We start from the raw sequence: 18613 nt of genomic DNA, 5'->3' as shown, positions 1-18613 counted from the left end.
TGATTATTCCAATGAAAAACTTACGCATATATATAGCTTTGGTTTTAGGTTTTCTTCTTGAAAACCAAAGCACTTTTGCCCAAACAACACCTACTTATTCATTAGAACAATTGAGTGAAATTGCTATCAAATCGAATAAAGGTCTTGCTATTAAGCAATTACAAATTGAAGAAAAAAGAATAAAAGTCAAAGAAGACGAAATCAAGCGTTTGCCAGTAGTAAATCTGAGTAGCACTTACCAATACAATGTAAATTTGGCAAATATTACAATTCCTGCTGGTGCAATTGGCGTAATTCCTATGAATGCCACTACGCAAGTGCCTCTTCCAAATACTGATAAAAACATAACTGTTGGAAGCAATAATAATTATAATATTGGATTGACCGCCTATATGCCCTTAACACAACAAGCCAAAATCAAAATGGGTATTGAAGTAAGTAAAGTAGAAAACCAAGTAAGTGAAAAAGAAAAACTAAAGGTTTCGCTACAACTTAAACACGGCATCGAACAGCTCTATTATGCCACTTTGATTGCCCAAAAACAACAAGAAGAAGCTCAAGCTAAACTCAATTTGGCCAATAATCGATTGAATGATTTAGAAAATGCTATCACTGCTGGGAAAACTTTAGATTTGAATAAAGCAGGTATTTTGGCCAGTATTGCCGATGAAGAGCAAAATATCTTAAAATTCGATTTTCAGATTCAAAATTACAAGGCAGATATAGCTAAACTAGCAGGCTTGCCCAATGAAGATTTTTCATTGACCTCCACCCTACCAGTTGTGAATAATCTTTCTTCAATCACTGATTATAAGTCTGGTATTTCAACCAATCCCGATGTTCAAATTGCTAATTTAACCAAATACAAAACCGAGTTAGGTTTCAAAGCTGCTAAACTCAGCGACCGCCCAGATATTGGTTTAGTGACTGGTTATGCCTACCAAAGTGGCAATCCACTTGCTCCTGCCAATAATCCGTTTATTGGCGTAAATCTGAAATGGAATTTGCAAGACCTTTATGCCAATAAACAAATTCAGAAACAAAGGGCATTACAAATGAAGCAAGCCGAAGAAAATATTGATTATACACAAGAGCAACTTTTGTATGAAATAGAAAAAGCATATAGAAAAGCTCAACAAAGTAAATCATTGATTAATGTTGCAGAAAAAGCCCTCAAATACCGCCAAGAGGAATTGAAATTGCAAGAAGACAAGCAATTAGCAGGAATGAACCTGAAAACCGATATTTTAGCTACCAAAGCAGTCTTGGCCAAAGCAGAAGCTGATGTGTACGCCGCTAAATTGGCTTATTTAATTGCTCTTTCAGATTTAGATGCTTTGATTGGACAGTAAAAAATGAATTATTTCAAATTACTCATTGCCGTCAGTTAAAACTTACGGCAATGAAGAGAATAAAACAAATCCTGTTAGTAAATCATCTATTGAAATTCAAGAGAGCTCTTTTACTTATTTTCTTCAATTTGGAAGCCTTTTCTAATCAAATAAACCGCTAATGACATTTCATAAAGAGCGATTGGAATAGCCAAAATTACACCTAAAGTTGATATTTGCTCAATAATATGAAACATCTCAAGCATGGCTGCAAGCATAATCAAACAGGCTGACGTTAGTCCAAGAATAGCCAGTTTTTTAGGTAAGAGTCTAGTTTGGAAGAAAACATAGCTGTAAATAAACGTATTAATGGCGAGCATAAAATTAGGCCCCAACATGAAAGTCCAATCATGAAATTCAATAAATGCCAAACCTAAGGCAGTAGCCGTTGGTTTATCAATTGCATGATTGGCATAATGTTGACTTATAGAAAGCACCGCTAAAACTGCCACAATTCCCATCATGATAAATACTACCTCCAGCATTCGGAAACTTAGATAACCCAATCCTAAACTTTCATTGTATTTTTTTAAGTATGGATACATCATCAAGCCTGTGCCTGTTGCTGTAATACAAAGAATAAGTTCGTTTATTGCTCCCCAAACAATAGCATGATGATGTTGGTGGGAGGAAGTAATGAAATCAGTTTCCGCCAAAATAGGGTCGTAGAGTTTTAGTCCAATAATGGATGAGATGGCCGCAAGAATAAAAAATATACCCGTAATAGTTGCATTTTGTTTGTCGTTTTTCTGAATATTCATTTTGCTTTTTCGATAATGTTTCAGCAAAAATACCAAAGCCGTTTTTCAGAAAAATTAACAAAAGATAATAAGCAACTGGTCCTTAAAAATACCATTCCTTAGGGATTTTATTTATATGTTTCTTTGTTATGGTCATTTCATGGCTTCGCCATTCTATACATAACCTCTAAGAGGTGAAAAGATTATAGAAATTCGTGTACGTACCATACAAACAAACCCCGAAGGGGTGATATTTTTTTTACCAATATCATACTTGCACCGAAATACGTTTTCTTATACGGCTCAAAGATACTTGCGTAATACCCAAATAACTCGCCAAATGATAAAGCGGAATTCGATTGACTAAATCAGGGCGTTTTTCTAAAAGATTAAGATAACGTTGCTCGGGACTGAAGGTCTTAAATTCATCAAATTCTATGACTTTTTGCACCAACATTTCGTTGCTCATTTGCATAATCATGGTGGTGAGTTTGGGCACTTTTTCAAGAAGTTTCTGGTTTCGTTCATCACTACCCAATGCCAAGACACAATCTTCCAAACAAGATAAATAATACTCCGAAGGCTTTTTAGTTTGATAACTAACAGGCGTAATTGATTGATTTTCAATATAAAACTCTGTATTTCGTTCTTCGCCATCCATTAGATAATAGGCTCTTACACAACCACTTAATACAAAATAACATTCTTTGGCATACTCCCCTTCTTCCAGCAAAAGCTCATTCTTTTTAAAGTAACGAATCAAGTTTTGCTCTTTGATGATTTCAATTTCCTCCTCCGTTAGTGGAATGTATTTTGAAATATAGTTGATGATGAGATTATCCATTGTCATTCTGTTTTAAAATCCATTTTAAAATTAAATCACCAATCAAACCTCAATAACGAAACACCTTGACGGGGTAATTTGAAATTGAGTTTTAGTGTACCGTTGGTCAATTTTAAATAGCTTGGCGAGGTGAGTAATGCCAATTGTCCTGCTTTTTCTAAGATACTAATTTGTTCGGCCGTCGGGTTTTCGGGTGAACCCATTTTCTTCCAAACTTCATATGAATTACTGTTTTCGTTGTCGATTCGGTAATGCTTAAAATTGACTTGTTGAGCAGGAAAACCTCTTAAGTCTATTTCTACTGTCGCATCTTCAGCTTTTAGGTCATCGTCATGATAATGCCAAACCATTACCGCTGCTGAGCGTTGGTCTTTACTGGCGAGGGCATCAATATCGGCTTTTTTGCGTACGCTCGAATCTCGCACCATCGTAAATGTATAATTCTGATTACCCTTTACTTCCACTCTATTGCCCGACATCATGCCGTACATTCTGAAAACATTCAATACGGGTTTATCAATGCCATTGGTGGCTAAATCTCTGAAACCATAAAAATAGGGTTGATTTTCAAACTCAAACGACCAACTCACTGCCCCCAATAAATTAGCTTTGAAATAATCAGCCAAGGCATATTTTCGGGCAAACGAAGCAGCCGTATAACTCGAATACATCGTGCCGTTTCGATACGCATTTGATGGGTTGGTTTTCATGCCACAAGCCGCACAACCTTCGGGGTCTGACTCGCCAATGATAATAGGTAAGTTTTTGAATTTGGCATAAGAAGTAACAATTCGGAATCCTTCCGAAATATCTCGTAGTTGGGTTCCTACATTCATTTGTACGTGTCCATCCACAATTTTTGGAGCACCTTTCGCATGAAAAGTAATAAAATCAAGCGGAGAACCTACTTTACCCGTCACATAATTAGTCCCTGACTCGCAATGCGTTAGAAAAGTTTTAAGAAAATCAGCCGCTTTACTCCAACTTGGGCCAGTTGTTTCAGGGCCACCTATTCTAATCGTTGGCAAAGCTCGTTTGGCGGCATCGGCGGTATAATCATAAAGTTTACAATATTCTTCTACCGTTCCGCTCCAATAACCAATATTTGGTTCATTCCATAATTCCCAATACCAAGTTTCTACCTCGGCTTTTCCATAGCGTTCTACTGAATGTTTTACCCACGCATAGACCAAATCGGCCCATTTTTTATAATCTTTCGGCGGAAAAGTCCAACCCTTATAAATTTCATTGTAAGGCATTCCGGGTTTCCATTTATGCTCATAGGGTTGTGGCTTGATTGAAAGAGCTTCGGGCATAAAACTAAATTGTGCCACTGGTTTGATGCCTCTTTCTCGGTAAGTATCAAAAATTTTATCGACGACTGTCCAATCATAAATGGGCTTTCCGTTGGCATCTTCAGTATAAACATTGGTAGAACCCCACTTCATAGTAAGAGTATCATGCCCAGAAGTAAGCATATTATGGGCTCGAAAATAAACGGGTACTGGACTTAGTTGACTTAATTCGGTCAGCAATTTTTTGCCATCTTTCATGTAAGCATAGTTGGGTTCGTCGGCACCGAACCAAGCCCACATGGTACTCATTTCGCCAACTTTTTTATTCAAATCAATTTGGATAGTTGTCTTAGTTGCTTCTTGTGCAAAACTCAGTCGAAAAATGGCTATAAGGATAGAGAGAAAGTAGGCTTTTTTCATTTAATGTTAGGATGAATAGAGTTTAAAACAAATATACTTGGAAAATACTTGTTTACTTCTTTCAATGCAAAGAATTAAAGCCGAGTATCGAAAATTCATCAATACTCGGCTTTAATTAAATAAAGTAAATTCGGGATTAAATTGAATCATATTTGCCCCAGGCGGGGCTTTATATTTGGTAGAAAAAAATACATCAAAGACTATACGAAATGTTTCACCCAATGGGGCTTGGATAGAGGTGATAGCATATTTCTCTACCAATATTTAACTCCTTTGGAGTAATTTCAAGTTTATAACCAATTAGCTATAAGTGCTTTATCCAAACTCAAGTTAAATACTTATTTTCCCCTTTTGAAATTAGCTCATTGAATAAATTCAGTTTGGATACATTACCCCAAAAACCATTTTTCATCGTTTATTCTTCCAATATCAAGCTGGCTTTTGCTTCCAGACTTAGCTTATCATTCCATTTTTTAAAAAATGGTTTTTCGAGTTGTGCCTCTCGGTAAGCATCGGGTATCATAATCGGCACTCCATGAATGATTGGATACAAACGCTTACAAGTTGGACAAGTGATAAGCCCTTCATGAATGATGTTATTTTCTTTTTCGGTGAAAACCTGAATTGAAAGTTCAGATTTATCGAATGGGCAACATAATTTATCAAAAAAACTTTTGGTCATGACTTTAATGGTTTAAGATTTCTGAATAATTCAATACTACTTCGGTTGGATTTTCGGCGTCCATAATGGCCGATACCAAGGCAATACCATCGAATTGTAAATCTTTGAGATTCGGAATCGTATTTTGATTAATTCCCCCCGCTAAAAATACTTTTCGACTAAAAAACTCGCGAGTTTTGTCAATAGTATCAAAACTAACAAGCTCGCAACTATTACTAGTTTTCGATGGAAATATTGAGCAATACGAAATATAATCCAACGAATTTTGCTCAGCCCAAATGAGTTTTTCGGTTTCGTTTGAACAAGTGAGTCCCCAAATTAAATCTGGTCGTTTTTGCCGGTATTCTTGTATCATTTCGTTGGGAAAATCAAGATGAATTCCATCAAAACAAGTCAAATCAAGGCAATCTTGACCTTCATTAAGAATCAAAGGCACACCTGCCAACTTTGTGAGTTGGTGGATAGTTTCAATGATTTCGATTTTATTAGCTACATTTTGCCAATTATTCCATAATTGCACGGCAAAAAGGCCACCTTTCAGAGCCATCTCAATTTTATTGAGCAAAACACTTTGTTCCATGGCTGGGTCGGCGATGAGATAAATACTTTTTTTCATTTCCAACCACGTTTGAATGCCTCAAAAAATGCTGCCCAGTAAGGGTCAGTTTCGTGGTAAGTCATTGGCTTAACTTCATCATTTTCAACCATCCTATGGCCTTCTTCTAATGCTGTGAAACTCCCAATCGTACAGGCCTCGATATTATTTTCATGTAAAGCATTGATTACCAACTCTTCGTATTGATGCTTAACCGAAATAATCATTGAACCTGCTCCAATACAATAACGAGGGTCAAATGAAAAAACTTCGCAAACTGAGCTGACAATTGGTGAAATATTGAGCCTATCTGCCTGAATTTCAATACCTAAACCACTTGCGATTGCCATCTCGAAAGCCGCACCTAACACACCACCCTCCGTAACATCATGCATCGCATTCACCACTTTCTGTTGTTGATTAAGTTTATTGATAACCAATGCTTCATTCAAGACAGAGGTATGATAAAACAATTCTTCCGCTTTTTGTGCTACTTCAGTGCCTAATTTCTGACGAATAGTCTTTGGAAAGGACATCGCCAAAATAGATACAGATGACATCGCACATTGTTTGGTCATAATGATTGAATCACCAATTTGAGCGTTATTCGAAGTAAGTATTTGTTTTTGCGGAGCAATAGTTATCAATGTTCCACCACCCGAAATGGTCGAGTTTTGGCCTTCAATTGTGCCGGTGTGTCCGCCCGTAATTGCAACGCCAATTTCCTTACAAAACTTATCAATGTATTGCCAATATTCTCTAAACTGAGCATCGGAGATACTAGTTGGTAAGTTAAGTACCGTTTGTAAATACATTGGAGCAAAACTGGTGGTAGCGATGTCGTTGGCCATCAGATGCACCGAAAGCCACGCTGATTCCTGCAAACCCAAAGTAGGGATTAAGCTCAGTGGGTCAGAGGTAAGAGCCATGGCCATATTGTTTGGCAATTCTACAAGTGCCACATCGACACCAAAATTTGGCCCAATAACAACTTCTTTACGCTTAAAGCCACTATTAGGTAAGATAACTTTTTTAAAGTATTCTTCGTTGATTTTTCCTATATTTTCCATTAATCCACATCATTGAATCGTACAAACAAACCAAAAAAATCGCCATAAGGTACGTGCCATTCTTGCACAGGAAACCATTCGGGTAAGCCAGTTGCTTGCCACTCAATGGTGTAGCTACGCCCTACAAGTGCTTCATGGATTTTTCGGGTAAGCATTTCAGGCGTGTAGAAAGTAGCAGTTACGTAGAACGGATTTTTCCCAAAGGCTTCTTGCACTCTTCGTCGAACCACTTTTGGAGAATTACGATTCATCATTCCGAATGCAATTCCATATTTGCCCACTCTTGCAGCTTCACGAATTACCTGCACGGGGTCACGGTAATATTCAAAGGTGGTAATAAACGCAAGTGCATCAAAAGTGTGGTCTTTGAAAGGCATAAAATGAGAATCAGCCCAGACAAGATTTCCACCAAAAAGATGAACGGCCTGCCCCAACATAAAAGGAGAGATATCACCACCCGAAGCATCAATGCCAATTTCTTTCCACCAACGGGTAAAACGGCCAGTTCCGCAGCCAAATTCGAGTAGTGTTTTAATTCTTGGGTCAGACTTCACGAATCTACCCATAATTTTCTTTTGCCAAACTTCGGCTCGTTTGTAGCGGCCTTCGTACCAAAGTTCGTAGGTATCGGTGTGTTCACGGTTAAAAAACCATTCTTTTCGGCCCTGCCAATTGCGGAGTGGTGGCTTCACCAAACTTTTTTCGCTTAGTTCTAATTCTTCCATAATAGTTTTGATAAAAAAAACCTCATTTCTGCACTGAATGCTCGAAATGAGGTCTCAAAACGTATATAGATTAGATAAAGCTCTAAGGCTACTCTTCTCAATATCTTATTGGCTCCTGCATTCCTACGCTGGTATTAACCAGTTCAGGTTCTCGGGTATCATCTCAGCTTTTTACAGCACCCCGTGCATGAAATATATTACAAATGTAATCATCAATTGAAATAAATATAGAAAAAACTCATTTTATTATTTGTTTATTAGTAAACTCAGTTAGTCAAATCTTTTATGTACCTTCAATGTCTAAATCGACCAAAATAAGTTTGACTTTGTGAATATGCTCTAACTTGCATACTCTTTTCGCCCCAATTTAAAATTATGAAACGCTTAATACCATTAAATCTTCTTGGTGTGATATTCATCCTCCTTATTTCTTCATTTGGATTTGCCCAGAATTTCAAATATTATCAAGCTCCCGACAAAATTAGAATTGCCTATACTGATTCGGGTTCGGGAAAGGTCGTTGTGCTTTTACATGGATTTATCAATACAGGTGCAAATTGGCGAAAAACAGCCCTGTATAAAGATCTTTTGAAGAATGGCTATCGTGTAATCGTCCCTGATTTAAGAGGGAACGGACATTCCGATAAACCTCATGAAGATAAATTTTATACAAATGATATCGAAACAAAAGACGTGATAGGGATTCTTACTAACTTAAAAATAAAATCTTATGAAGTAGTCGGCTACTCAAGAGGAGCCATTGTTGCAGCAAAATTAATTACGAAGGATAAACGTGTGGTAAAAGTAGTTTTAGGCGGTATGGGGCAGCATTTTACAAATCCAAATTGGGATAGAAGATTAATGTTTGCGGCCGCTTTTAACGGAAAATTTCATCTATATCCCGAAGCTCAGGGTGCAGTAAAATATGCCAAATCTATTAATGCTGATACAGTAGCTCTGGGGCTTTTACAAAAGTATCAACCCGTCACTACGCCAAAGGAATTGAAAAAATTCAGCAAACCAGTCTTAATTATTGCAGGTGATGAAGATAAAGATAACGGCAACCCAGAAGTTCTACAAACTTACTTTAGAGATGCAAAATTGAGTATTGTAAAGGGCAATCATAATATTACCTATAATACAGAAGCATTTTCGGCTGAAATTATAGGCTTTCTAAAATAATTACTGACATAGGGTTGACAGTAAGCAGTGTTTCCTTTAAAGAAAAATTTCATGAAAATACATACGACCAATTACGAATCGACATTAATTGCCATAGCCGATGACTGCCCAGCCAACACTGGCGAAATGCCTCCACATAAAGGAGATAAAAAATCGGTAGCCAATTTGCAGTTTGATATACTTCGGAAACACCCTTATAAATATACTTCAGATGATATAATTTTTCAGGTATTCGCCGAAAGAAACGACCTTACAGAAAAAGAATTAACCGAAGCTCGTACGGCATTTTTCTCAAAAGGACAAGCATGCTTACGAACCTCGCCACTTACTAAAAGGTATGGCTGGGGTGTACACCACAATGAACAAGGTAAAGTTGCCATTTATGCCTGCGATTCGAGCGAATACGAAAAGTTATTGAATGATAAATCTACAACAGTTGTAAAAGCCATGCGGTCAAGTCGATGATATTACTTGTTATAAGGCACTTCATTTATCCAATGAAAACCACGACTAGTGAGAATGAAATTTCGGTGTTTCATTTTCTTCATGGCCACTCGAATCGAATCAGATTTGATTTTTCCTTGCAACATTAATGTTTCCGCATCTGGTTGTGAATACGTAAAAGTGTATTGCGTAGTATCGGTGATAGGAGCAGCATAGTCTGTCATGCGTAAAATGTGTTTAACAGAATCAAGCGTAAAATTGGCTCGTTTACGCAGACCATCGTCATTCGTTACATAAAGCATATCGTATGCACCACGGCGGTCGATAAATACTTCTTGCAAGCGTAGAGTGTCAGTTTCAGAAACAGTATTATTTCGTTCGAATCTTTCAACTTTATAAGGCCCATAAATTAAAGATTTTGGAGCATCTATATCTTTGGCTGTAGTAAAGTTTTCATAAAAACCCATTACACCTACTATTCCTAAAAATATTGTTTTTAGAACAATTCTGCCATATTTATACCATTTTCTTCCTTCAAAAACCTTTATTTCTTCTGCAGACTGAGTAGGTTTATTAGCCACAAAAAACAGCCATAAGCGTTTAGCATCAGCAGCTAACAAATACACACACATGAGCAATAAAGTGAAAGAAAAGATTTTCACGGGTACATCATAAAAGACATTCATCATGAAAACATTGAGCATAATACTCGCACTCATGACTGCACCTAAAGTTGTGGTTCTACGGAAAATTAATAATCCCCCTCCTATCACTTCCATGAGTCCACCAAAAAATTGATAGCCCTTAGAGTACGCCATGAATGTCCATAACAGCCCCATCGGACTCATTTCTCCGAGGCGTTCGAAAAGGCGATAGGTTGTAATATTCCCAAACTGTAAAGGAAAAATCTTTACCAACCCATACGAAAACATAGTAGCTGCTAAAAAATATCGTAGCCAAATTTTAAACCAAAAGGCTAATTTTTCATGATTAGGTCGATTACGGGCAAGCACGTACCAAACAATACTACCTATTGTAGAAAAACTTACAATGGCTAATTGTTGAAGCCAATTCCAAGTAGTATCACCACTCCCATTAGGCCGAACCGTCACTTCGGGAATACCAAAAACGATTTTCCCGAAAAAATCAACCACAAAACTCCATAGCATAGTCATTAGGCCGCCTAAAAATTCGAGAGGAAAGGGGAAAAAGTTTAAGCCCAAGAAGAGAAAAGAAAAATAAAAAGCGATTTTATGGCTAATCGACCATTTGGATAAATCTGACATAAAATAATAATGTTTTGGGTAGAAGTAAATTATAAAACAACAGTAATTTATAAACTACTTGCTACTTTTCCAATATCATATAAAAGAAAAAGCTGTCCCAAAGGACAGCCATTTACCATTTTCTAACCTAAACACTATTTATGAATTTCTTTACAAACCTATGATGCTTTTGATTGAGAGCGATAAGCTCACTTGTGTATTTGATTTTACGGCAATACTATTGAGTGCAAGATTTGAATTCAGATTCAAAAAAGAACTAAAATCTATGATTGCTCCACTTGTACTCTTATTGGTAGCAAAATGTAGCTCATAATCACCCTCTTCCAAAAATGCTATTTTAAAGTTTCCTGCACCATCTACTTTTGCACTTGTCACGGCATTCCTGAAAGTAACACTACTTTCACCTTGTCCTTTTACTTCAGCATTTTCGTTATAAGTACCTTTTTTATAAACATACACCACTACCTGACCATTGATTATTGGATTATAATTATCAATCTTACCCACTATATCACCAGTAGAAGCTCTATTGACCAATCGAATAGAAGATTGTAACTCGCCATACGTAACAAAAGCATAACTCTTTTTACTATTGCTATTCATTTCTTTAATGGCCTTCCGTAAATCAAAATCAATCATTAAATCGGTTACACCGCTCTGTCTCACATCAAATTTCTTAGTTGTAATCTCTACTTCTTGTTTAGCATTTCCTGAAATCACTAATGCTTCCTTGGCTCCATCAGTTTTCTGTACATAGCATCCAGGAGCATTCCCACTTGCATCTTTGGTATAATCAATCACCAAAGTCAATTTACTATATGAGCCTGTTTGAAATTTACCATCCCCCAAATTCAGTGAATTACCATTTTGTAATTGTAAAAGATTCACAGTTTTAGGACCTTTGAAAGCATCATATACCTTACCATCAAATCTAATTTCTGTAATTGTTACGAAAACACCATTAATATTGGTATCATCAATCGGAGCGTCAGTTATACCAATACGCATATCTCCTTTTGGAGCATTGGGGTCTTGCTGACTTACGGGTGTTACAGAATCATCCTGTTTCTGACATGCTACTTGCAATAGAAACATACTAGCCATTAAAATGGCAATTTTAAATGTTTTCATGCTTAACTTAAGTTGTGTTTGTGTAATGATTAATCTACTTTTCCAGCAAAATCAAAAAAAATATTCCACGAATCTTCAAACCATCATTTCCTATTACTATTCCTCAAATTGTGTATTTTTTTCCACATAAATTCCCCACAAATACCCTACATAAGCTTTTGGCACATTGTTTTAATGAGAAAAATCAAACTAATTAAATTCCTGAAATGAAAAAAATATTCATAAGCTTCCTGTTTATCATTACCACATTTACTGTTGCAAACGCTCAATATAAGTTAGGGATTGGTGCCAGACTCAATTATGGATATGGGCTAAGTGTAAAATATAAAATGAATAATAAAGAGGCATTTGAAGGAATTGTGTATTCGAGATGGCAGGGAGTAAACTTCACAGGATTGTATGAAATTCATAAAGCAGCTTTTGAAACCCCAAATTGGCGTTGGTATTATGGAATTGGCGGGCATATCGGATTTTGGAGAAATGGCGGACGCTACGGAAATCCATGGTTTGAAAATTATGATAACCACACAGTGATTGGAGCTGACGGAATCTTGGGACTTGAATATACATTTAAAGAAATCCCGCTTAATCTTAGTTTAGACTGGAAACCCGCCCTCAACGTGGTTGGTTATCAAGGCTTATGGCTCGATGATATAGCCCTAACGGCTAGAATAGCCATCAAATAAAGTAATAGTCATGAGTTATTCATAAATAATTATTTATCAGATGATTGCTTCAAAACTTATAGCCATGAGATTTTTCTTTATCGTAAGTTCAATGCTATTGTTGAGTTCATGTGATACGATTGATTTAGTACCACTTATTAATAAAAATTATTCAATTAGAGCCGATGAAACGCTAGATTATGAAGTAAGAAAAAATGAAAAATATGGTGATAATGAACTTCAAAACTATGACCTCTATTTACCTAAAAATCAATCAACAAAAGTACCAGTAATTGTGCTTTTGCACGGAGGTGGATGGAGCGAGGGTGATAAAGGATTTATTAACCCCATTGTTGACCATTTTCGACAAAAAAACACTAAGTGTGCCATTGTAAACATGAATTACAGGCTTACTTTTCAACAAGGTATTACCTATAAGCAGCAACTTGACGATATAGGCATGCTTCTCAAAAAGTTACACAAGGAAGCAAATTCGCTTAATATCACACCTAAATTTTTTCTTTTAGGAATTAGTGCAGGTGGGCATTTAGCTATGCTTTATTCCTACACAGCCGATAACAAAAATTTGGTGGAAGTTGTAGGAGGAATTGCTAGCCCCGCTGACCTCACTTCTGATAAATTACGCCAAGGACGAATGAATAGCGATATTGTAAAACTTATTAGTCAGCCATTCAGTGAAGAAACTGTTAGAGAATACCGCTCGGCAAGTCCATATTATCAGATGAAAAAGAGTTCGCCTGCAACAATTCTATTTTATGGTGGCAGTGATACGATTGTACCGCCAGAACAAGGTGAAAAAATGAAACAAAAATTAGAAGAAATGGGAAGCAAGCACGAATACTATTTTTATCCAGAACTCTACCACGAATGGGGCCGACTAAATGAAACCGTTGATATCATGCTCACTTTCGCCGACAAATATCTTTAAGATTTTTATACTAACAATTCCGCAACTTCTACATGAAGGGAAGATGAAAGTCTTCCCTTTTTATTTTATTACACAAGTTTGCTCTTTAAATTCAGTTGGCGAAAGTTTTTTCTTTTTCTTAAAAATACGGCAGAAATAAGAGAAACTATTGAATCCGCTGGCCATGTAAGCTTCTTTAATACTCACTTTGGGGTTTCGGAGTAAGCTTTCAGCTACTTTTAAACGTTCTTCGATGATAAAATCATTTGGCGAAGACCCAAGTTCATGCTTGAATGTACGATAAAAATTCGACTCGCTCATATAAGCTTTTTCACTCAAAAGTTCTATTGATAAATCTTCTGTGATATTATCTTGAATATACTTGATAATAAACGAAATACGGTCATTATTAGAATGAGTTTGAGCTTTTTTCAAGTAAATACTTTTCGATTCAGTTTGTAGAATTCTGATGATTAATTCTTGAATGAGCAAATCGGCAAATATATCTTTCGAAGGGTGTTTTTCGGCAAAAATAAAGATAAGACGTTGGAGAATCTGATTAATGGCTACATCATTAGTAAAATGATAATTATAATCAGTCATGCTCCATTCTTTTCCATTTTGTTTAGTTCCACGATAATTCAGTAAATCAACGGTATCTTGAAGTTTTGATTCAGAAAATGCCAAGGCTAAACACTGAGTAGGACTAAGTTCGGTAGCTTCTGGGAAATCTATACACATTAATTCATTAGAAGGCAAAATCACCGATTCGCCAGGTAGAAAACCAAAAGAATGAGTATTTTCTAAGTGCATCACTTTTTTCCCTTTAATCATGCTTGCTAATACAGGTTCTTTAAAGCGAAGCAAAACCTGAGATGCTTGTTGATGAGTTTCAAAGACATTCAATTCCGCATTATTGAGTGTATGAATCGTTCTGTTTTCAACCAAACTTTGCAGCTTACGATTTTCGTAGTGAGAAGAATTTAGATTTATCATAACTCCCAAGATTTTAGTTTCTAACGATTTTCTGTTAACAATTGGCTACCAACCACGAACAACATCTTAAACAAACCTACTTAATATTATTATTTCTACAAAAAATATCACTATCTAAATTGAATTATTCTATGCAAATTGATAGGATTGTGCAATTCAATATAGAAAAGTGCAATCAGTTGGCAGAAAAATGAAATTGTTGGGTAGAAAAATGACACTAAATATAACTATTGCAAGATTTATTTGCATTATCATTTTTCACCTTAATAATTATTTATAACTATGTCAGCGGTAACAACAGCAAAAAGTAATTTAGTAGAAAAACCTATTTTCAAGACTCATTACGACAACTTCATTGGTGGCAAGTGGGTAGCTCCGGTAAAAAGCGAATACTTCGAAGTAACTTCTCCAGTTGATGGCAAAGTATTTACCCAAGTAGCACGCTCTACTGAAGAAGATATCAACTTAGCATTAGATGCTGCATGGGCAGCCGCTCCGAGCTGGAACACTTCATCGGCTACTACTCGTAGCAATATTTTGTTGAAAATTGCCGACCGTTTAGAGCAAAATCTTAGCCTTTTAGCACGTGTAGAAACATGGGATAACGGCAAGGCCATTCGTGAAACTATGGCGGCAGATTTACCTTTGGCAATTGACCACTTCCGTTATTTTGCGGGTGTTATTCGTGCAGAAGAAGGTTCAGCATCAGAATTAAATGCCAATACACTCTCATTAATTATTCATGAGCCACTTGGCGTAGTTGGACAAATTATTCCTTGGAACTTCCCATTATTGATGGCTGCTTGGAAAATTGCTCCAGCATTAGCGGCAGGTAATTGTGTGGTATTGAAACCAGCCGAGCAAACGCCAGTAGGTATCATGGTTTTGGCCGAATTAATTCAGGATTTACTGCCAGCAGGTGTCTTGAATATTGTCAATGGTTTTGGTATCGAAGCTGGAAAACCATTGGCATCAAGCCCACGTATCAATAAAATTGCATTTACTGGCGAAACCACTACTGGTCAGCTTATTATGCAATATGCTTCTAAAAATATTATTCCAGTTACGTTAGAATTGGGTGGTAAATCGCCAAATATTTTCTTCAAAAGTATCATGGAAGCTGATGATGAGTTTTTCGATAAAGCCCTCGAAGGAGCATCTATGTTTGCTTTAAACCAAGGAGAAGTTTGTACGTGCCCGTCAAGAATTTTGGTAGAAGAATCAATCTATGATGCTTTTATTGAACGTGTAGTTGAGCGTGTAAATGCGATTAAACTTGGGCACCCACTCGACCCTGAAACAATGATGGGAGCTCAGGCTTCGAACGACCAATACGAGAAAATCTTGAACTATATTGAAATCGGAAAAGAAGAAGGAGCAGAATTACTAACTGGCGGTGGAGCCTCTTATAACGAAGGTTTAGAAGGTGGCTATTACATCAAGCCTACCATTTTCAAGGGGAATAATAAAATGCGTATTTTCCAAGAAGAAATCTTTGGGCCAGTGGTTTGTGTAACAACTTTTAAAGATGAGGCTGAAGCCATTGCCATTGCCAACGATACACTTTATGGTTTAGGTGCTGGCGTATGGACACGTGACATGCACCAAGCATATACTGTGGCAAGAGCCGTGCAAGCAGGTAGAGTTTGGGTAAATTGCTATCACGATTACCCAGCACACGCTCCATTTGGTGGATATAAGAAATCAGGTATTGGTCGTGAAACGCACAAAATGATGCTCAATCATTATCGCCAAACGAAGAATATGCTGATTTCGTATGATAAAAATAAACTCGGATTTTTCTGATAATACCGATTTACCGATTTGTAGAGACAAGTCATGCCTTGTCTCTACGTTTTGTATTTATTGTCTAAATAATATAATATGTCTATCGAACGCGTGGCTATTACGCCCGAAGCTGCAGAAATTATTGATAAATTAAGAGACCGAAACGGAGAACTATTTTTTCATCAAAGCGGAGGATGCTGTGATGGCTCTGCCCCAATGTGTTTTCAGGTAGGAGAATTAATGCTCAATGAAACCGATGTAAAGCTCGGTAGGATTCACGGATGTGATTTTTATATGTCGAGAGACCAATTTGAATATTGGAAACACACGCACCTTACACTAGATGTAGTAAAAGGTAGAGGAGCAAGTTTTTCGCTTGAAATTCCACTTGGTGTACGTTTCGTGATCAAATCAAGGCTTTTTACTGAAGAAGAATCTGTGATTTTAGGGGAGATTTAGAAATTTACACCCTTAAAATTTCTACTTTATCATCGTTTCATCAGCAGTATTTTGTTTCAATGATTTTTCCCAAATTAATTACAAAAAAATAATCTTCAGGGTCTTTCGAACCTCGTGGAGCTTCATCAAAAAGTTCGAGTTCTGTACCTTTCCATTCAATCAAAATAGTCGGTACTTTTGCCTCAAAGCCATTTCTAAACTCAACAGCATCATACTCTCTGAATCTGACTCCTTCTTTGTCATTTATCAGCAGTTGTTCTTCCCAAAAAGGTATAAAATCTTGATATACCTCATTTTTTTCGCCATTCAAAATTTCATCAAAATCATCTTTTAAGATGGCTATTTTTAATATTTTCATTAGTTTAAATCGTGATATCAATATTTATAATTCGTTCAACTGCTCTGCTAAGTCTTCGACCTTGTAGGTTTGGTTTCGTTCTCTGAACGGCAGAACCAACGCTACAAAGTCGGAGATTTTTCAGTAAAAATTGACAGATTGCAAATCTGTCCTACAATTAAAGTGTATTTTTAAATAAATGTGGGCGTTCTTTAGCAACTTTCAGTATCATTTCGCCGAAAAGGGTATTGGCCCAGGCAAACCATTTTCTGGTGAATTTGGCGGCATCATCTTTATCAAATGATTCGTGCATAAAACCAGTTTTTGCGTGTGTATTTTTCAAGAATTTTAGCTGTTGCAAAATCTCTTTATCATCAGTAGAAGTCATGGCACGCATGATAATACTCAAATGCCAAATCTGATTAACTAACGTATGTGGACTACCCACCCCTTCGGCAGCTTTTCCTTTAAAAAAATATGGGTTTGAGTCACTCAATACAAATCGACGCGTATTTTGATAGATTGGGTCGCTTACCTTAACAGCCCCTAAATATGGCAAACTCATTAGATTTGGAACGTTTGCATCGTCTTGCAGAAGACAATTACCAAATCCATCCACTTCCATAGCGTATATTTTACCAAACTTTGGATGTGTAATAATTGCATATTTTTTGATAGCCGATTCTACTTCATTCGCAAAAATTTGGCATTCTTTGGCAAATTCGGCATTTTTATAAACATTCGTAGCTATTTCAGCGATTTGTCTGAAAGATACAACGGCAAATAAATTAGCAGGAATCAAAAACGGATAAATTGTAGCATCATCTGACGGGCGAAAAATACTATGAATCAAGCCATTGGGCTTAGTTACATTACCTAGTCCATTTCCGGGAACGGTGTCAGTTGACCAAGAAGTAGTTCGACCAAAACGATATTTACCTACTCCTTTGAGCCGTTGTTGTTCTCGACAAGTAGCAATGATACTTTGAGCCGCTTTCAGCCATTTTTCATCAAAAACACTAGTATCATTGGTCAATTTCCAGTAATTATAGGCTAAACGGACTGTATAGCAAAGCGAGTCAAGCTCCCATTTACGCTCATGAAGTTCGGGCTTCATATCAGTGTGGTCGCTCAACCATTCTGATTTTCCGGGACCATCATTAAACGCATTAGCATAAGGGTCAATCAAAATACATTCCGTCTGACGATTAATTACTCCTGCAATGAGTTGTTGTAGGGCAGCATCTTCTTTCATCAAACTTAAGTAAGGTGTCACTTGTGCTGTGCTATCTCGTAGCCACATCGCATGAATATCGCCAGTAATCACAAAAGTATCGGGGCGGTCTCCTTTCTTTTTGAAATGAACAGTCGTATCGAGGGTATTCGGGAAACAATTTTCAAATAACCAAGCCAATTCTGGGTCTTTGATGAGCGTTTTCATACGTCCAATAATTGATTCGATAGCTGGACTACTAAAATTTCGCTTATCCGCAGAAACACGTACAGTAGGAAAATCTTGTCCGAAACTTTGATTGTGAAACAATAAACCCACACTAGCTAAAGTACTCTGCTGTATGAATTTACGGCGATTGATGTGTTGCATTTTATATTATCGAGGTTTTGTTCTCAAATTCC

General features: G+C 36.8%; 19 protein-coding genes and 1 riboswitch. Of the genes, 7 read left to right on the top strand and 12 right to left on the bottom strand.

The window, feature by feature from the left end; genetic code table 11:
* The first annotated feature begins 11 nt into the window (after window positions 1-11).
* A complete protein-coding gene (locus EMTOL_RS12025; RefSeq protein WP_015029563.1) occupies window positions 12-1352 on the top strand; it encodes a TolC family protein in 1341 nt (446 codons plus the stop codon).
* Window positions 1353-1462: 110 nt separating this feature from the next.
* Here EMTOL_RS12025 and EMTOL_RS12020 read toward each other — a convergent pair whose 3' ends face one another.
* The 7 genes from EMTOL_RS12020 to EMTOL_RS11990 form a co-directional block, all read right to left on the bottom strand.
* Window positions 1463-2152 (bottom strand): DUF4386 domain-containing protein, encoded by a 690-nt coding sequence (locus tag EMTOL_RS12020; RefSeq protein WP_015029562.1) that lies wholly within the window; start codon window positions 2150-2152, stop codon window positions 1463-1465.
* A 247-nt stretch (window positions 2153-2399) separates the two neighbouring features.
* Window positions 2400-2975 carry a Crp/Fnr family transcriptional regulator gene (locus EMTOL_RS12015; protein ID WP_015029561.1) on the bottom strand — a complete coding sequence of 192 codons (576 nt, stop codon included), beginning with the start codon at window positions 2973-2975 and terminating at the stop codon, window positions 2400-2402.
* 35 nt (window positions 2976-3010) lie between these two features.
* On the bottom strand, window positions 3011-4690 hold the full coding sequence (locus EMTOL_RS12010) for a GH39 family glycosyl hydrolase (RefSeq protein ID WP_015029560.1): 1680 nt from the start codon (window positions 4688-4690) through the stop codon (window positions 3011-3013).
* A 415-nt stretch (window positions 4691-5105) separates the two neighbouring features.
* Entirely contained in the window at window positions 5106-5372 is a 267-nt protein-coding gene (locus tag EMTOL_RS12005) for a Trm112 family protein (RefSeq protein ID WP_015029559.1), read from the bottom strand.
* A 4-nt stretch (window positions 5373-5376) separates the two neighbouring features.
* A complete protein-coding gene (locus tag EMTOL_RS12000; protein WP_015029558.1) occupies window positions 5377-5988 on the bottom strand; it encodes a thiamine phosphate synthase in 612 nt (203 codons plus the stop codon).
* On the bottom strand, window positions 5985-7037 hold the full coding sequence (locus EMTOL_RS11995; RefSeq protein WP_015029557.1) for an AIR synthase family protein: 1053 nt from the start codon (window positions 7035-7037) through the stop codon (window positions 5985-5987). The genes EMTOL_RS12000 and EMTOL_RS11995 overlap by 4 nt, the downstream gene beginning before the upstream one ends.
* Window positions 7037-7762, bottom strand: a complete 726-nt coding sequence (locus tag EMTOL_RS11990) for a class I SAM-dependent methyltransferase (RefSeq protein WP_015029556.1) — start codon at window positions 7760-7762, stop codon at window positions 7037-7039. The genes EMTOL_RS11995 and EMTOL_RS11990 overlap by 1 nt, the downstream gene beginning before the upstream one ends.
* Before the next feature lie 103 nt (window positions 7763-7865).
* Window positions 7866-7956, bottom strand: a riboswitch (TPP riboswitch).
* Between the two features lie 181 nt (window positions 7957-8137).
* Between EMTOL_RS11990 and EMTOL_RS11985 the strand changes: the two genes are divergently transcribed.
* Both EMTOL_RS11985 and EMTOL_RS11980 read left to right on the top strand, forming a co-directional pair.
* Entirely contained in the window at window positions 8138-8944 is an 807-nt protein-coding gene (locus tag EMTOL_RS11985; RefSeq protein WP_015029555.1) for an alpha/beta fold hydrolase, read from the top strand.
* A gap of 51 nt (window positions 8945-8995) precedes the next feature.
* Window positions 8996-9409, top strand: a complete 414-nt coding sequence (locus EMTOL_RS11980) for a DUF6157 family protein (protein WP_015029554.1) — start codon at window positions 8996-8998, stop codon at window positions 9407-9409.
* A gap of 2 nt (window positions 9410-9411) precedes the next feature.
* Here the strand turns inward: EMTOL_RS11980 and EMTOL_RS11975 are convergent, their stop codons facing one another.
* Window positions 9412-10674, bottom strand: a complete 1263-nt coding sequence (locus EMTOL_RS11975) for a DoxX family protein (RefSeq protein WP_015029553.1) — start codon at window positions 10672-10674, stop codon at window positions 9412-9414.
* A gap of 150 nt (window positions 10675-10824) precedes the next feature.
* Window positions 10825-11805, bottom strand: a complete 981-nt coding sequence (locus EMTOL_RS11970; RefSeq protein WP_015029552.1) for a DUF4382 domain-containing protein — start codon at window positions 11803-11805, stop codon at window positions 10825-10827.
* Between the two features lie 206 nt (window positions 11806-12011).
* Between EMTOL_RS11970 and EMTOL_RS11965 the strand changes: the two genes are divergently transcribed.
* Both EMTOL_RS11965 and EMTOL_RS11960 read left to right on the top strand, forming a co-directional pair.
* On the top strand, window positions 12012-12491 hold the full coding sequence (locus tag EMTOL_RS11965; RefSeq protein WP_015029551.1) for a hypothetical protein: 480 nt from the start codon (window positions 12012-12014) through the stop codon (window positions 12489-12491).
* Between the two features lie 40 nt (window positions 12492-12531).
* Window positions 12532-13419, top strand: a complete 888-nt coding sequence (locus tag EMTOL_RS11960; RefSeq protein WP_015029550.1) for an alpha/beta hydrolase — start codon at window positions 12532-12534, stop codon at window positions 13417-13419.
* Window positions 13420-13479: 60 nt separating this feature from the next.
* Here EMTOL_RS11960 and EMTOL_RS11955 read toward each other — a convergent pair whose 3' ends face one another.
* The gene (locus EMTOL_RS11955) at window positions 13480-14394 is read right to left on the bottom strand and encodes an AraC family transcriptional regulator (protein ID WP_015029549.1); all 915 of its coding nucleotides are present in this window, start codon (window positions 14392-14394) and stop codon (window positions 13480-13482) included.
* 282 nt (window positions 14395-14676) lie between these two features.
* On the opposite strand from EMTOL_RS11955, the gene EMTOL_RS11950 reads away from it, so the two are divergent.
* Window positions 14677-16200 carry an aldehyde dehydrogenase family protein gene (locus EMTOL_RS11950; protein WP_015029548.1) on the top strand — a complete coding sequence of 508 codons (1524 nt, stop codon included), beginning with the start codon at window positions 14677-14679 and terminating at the stop codon, window positions 16198-16200.
* Between the two features lie 78 nt (window positions 16201-16278).
* Window positions 16279-16641, top strand: a complete 363-nt coding sequence (locus EMTOL_RS11945) for a DUF779 domain-containing protein (protein WP_015029547.1) — start codon at window positions 16279-16281, stop codon at window positions 16639-16641.
* 40 nt (window positions 16642-16681) lie between these two features.
* Here the strand turns inward: EMTOL_RS11945 and EMTOL_RS11940 are convergent, their stop codons facing one another.
* The gene (locus tag EMTOL_RS11940; protein ID WP_015029546.1) at window positions 16682-16999 is read right to left on the bottom strand and encodes a hypothetical protein; all 318 of its coding nucleotides are present in this window, start codon (window positions 16997-16999) and stop codon (window positions 16682-16684) included.
* A 157-nt stretch (window positions 17000-17156) separates the two neighbouring features.
* Window positions 17157-18581 carry a glycoside hydrolase family 125 protein gene (locus tag EMTOL_RS11935; RefSeq protein ID WP_015029545.1) on the bottom strand — a complete coding sequence of 475 codons (1425 nt, stop codon included), beginning with the start codon at window positions 18579-18581 and terminating at the stop codon, window positions 17157-17159.
* Between the last annotated feature and the right edge of the window lie 32 nt (window positions 18582-18613).

It is taken from the genome of Emticicia oligotrophica DSM 17448, from assembly GCF_000263195.1.
In the GTDB taxonomy this organism is placed as follows: Bacteria; Bacteroidota; Bacteroidia; order Cytophagales; family Spirosomataceae; genus Emticicia; species Emticicia oligotrophica.
Note: the sequence above shows the minus strand (reverse complement) of the source record. Positions and strands in the feature narration are given on the sequence as shown.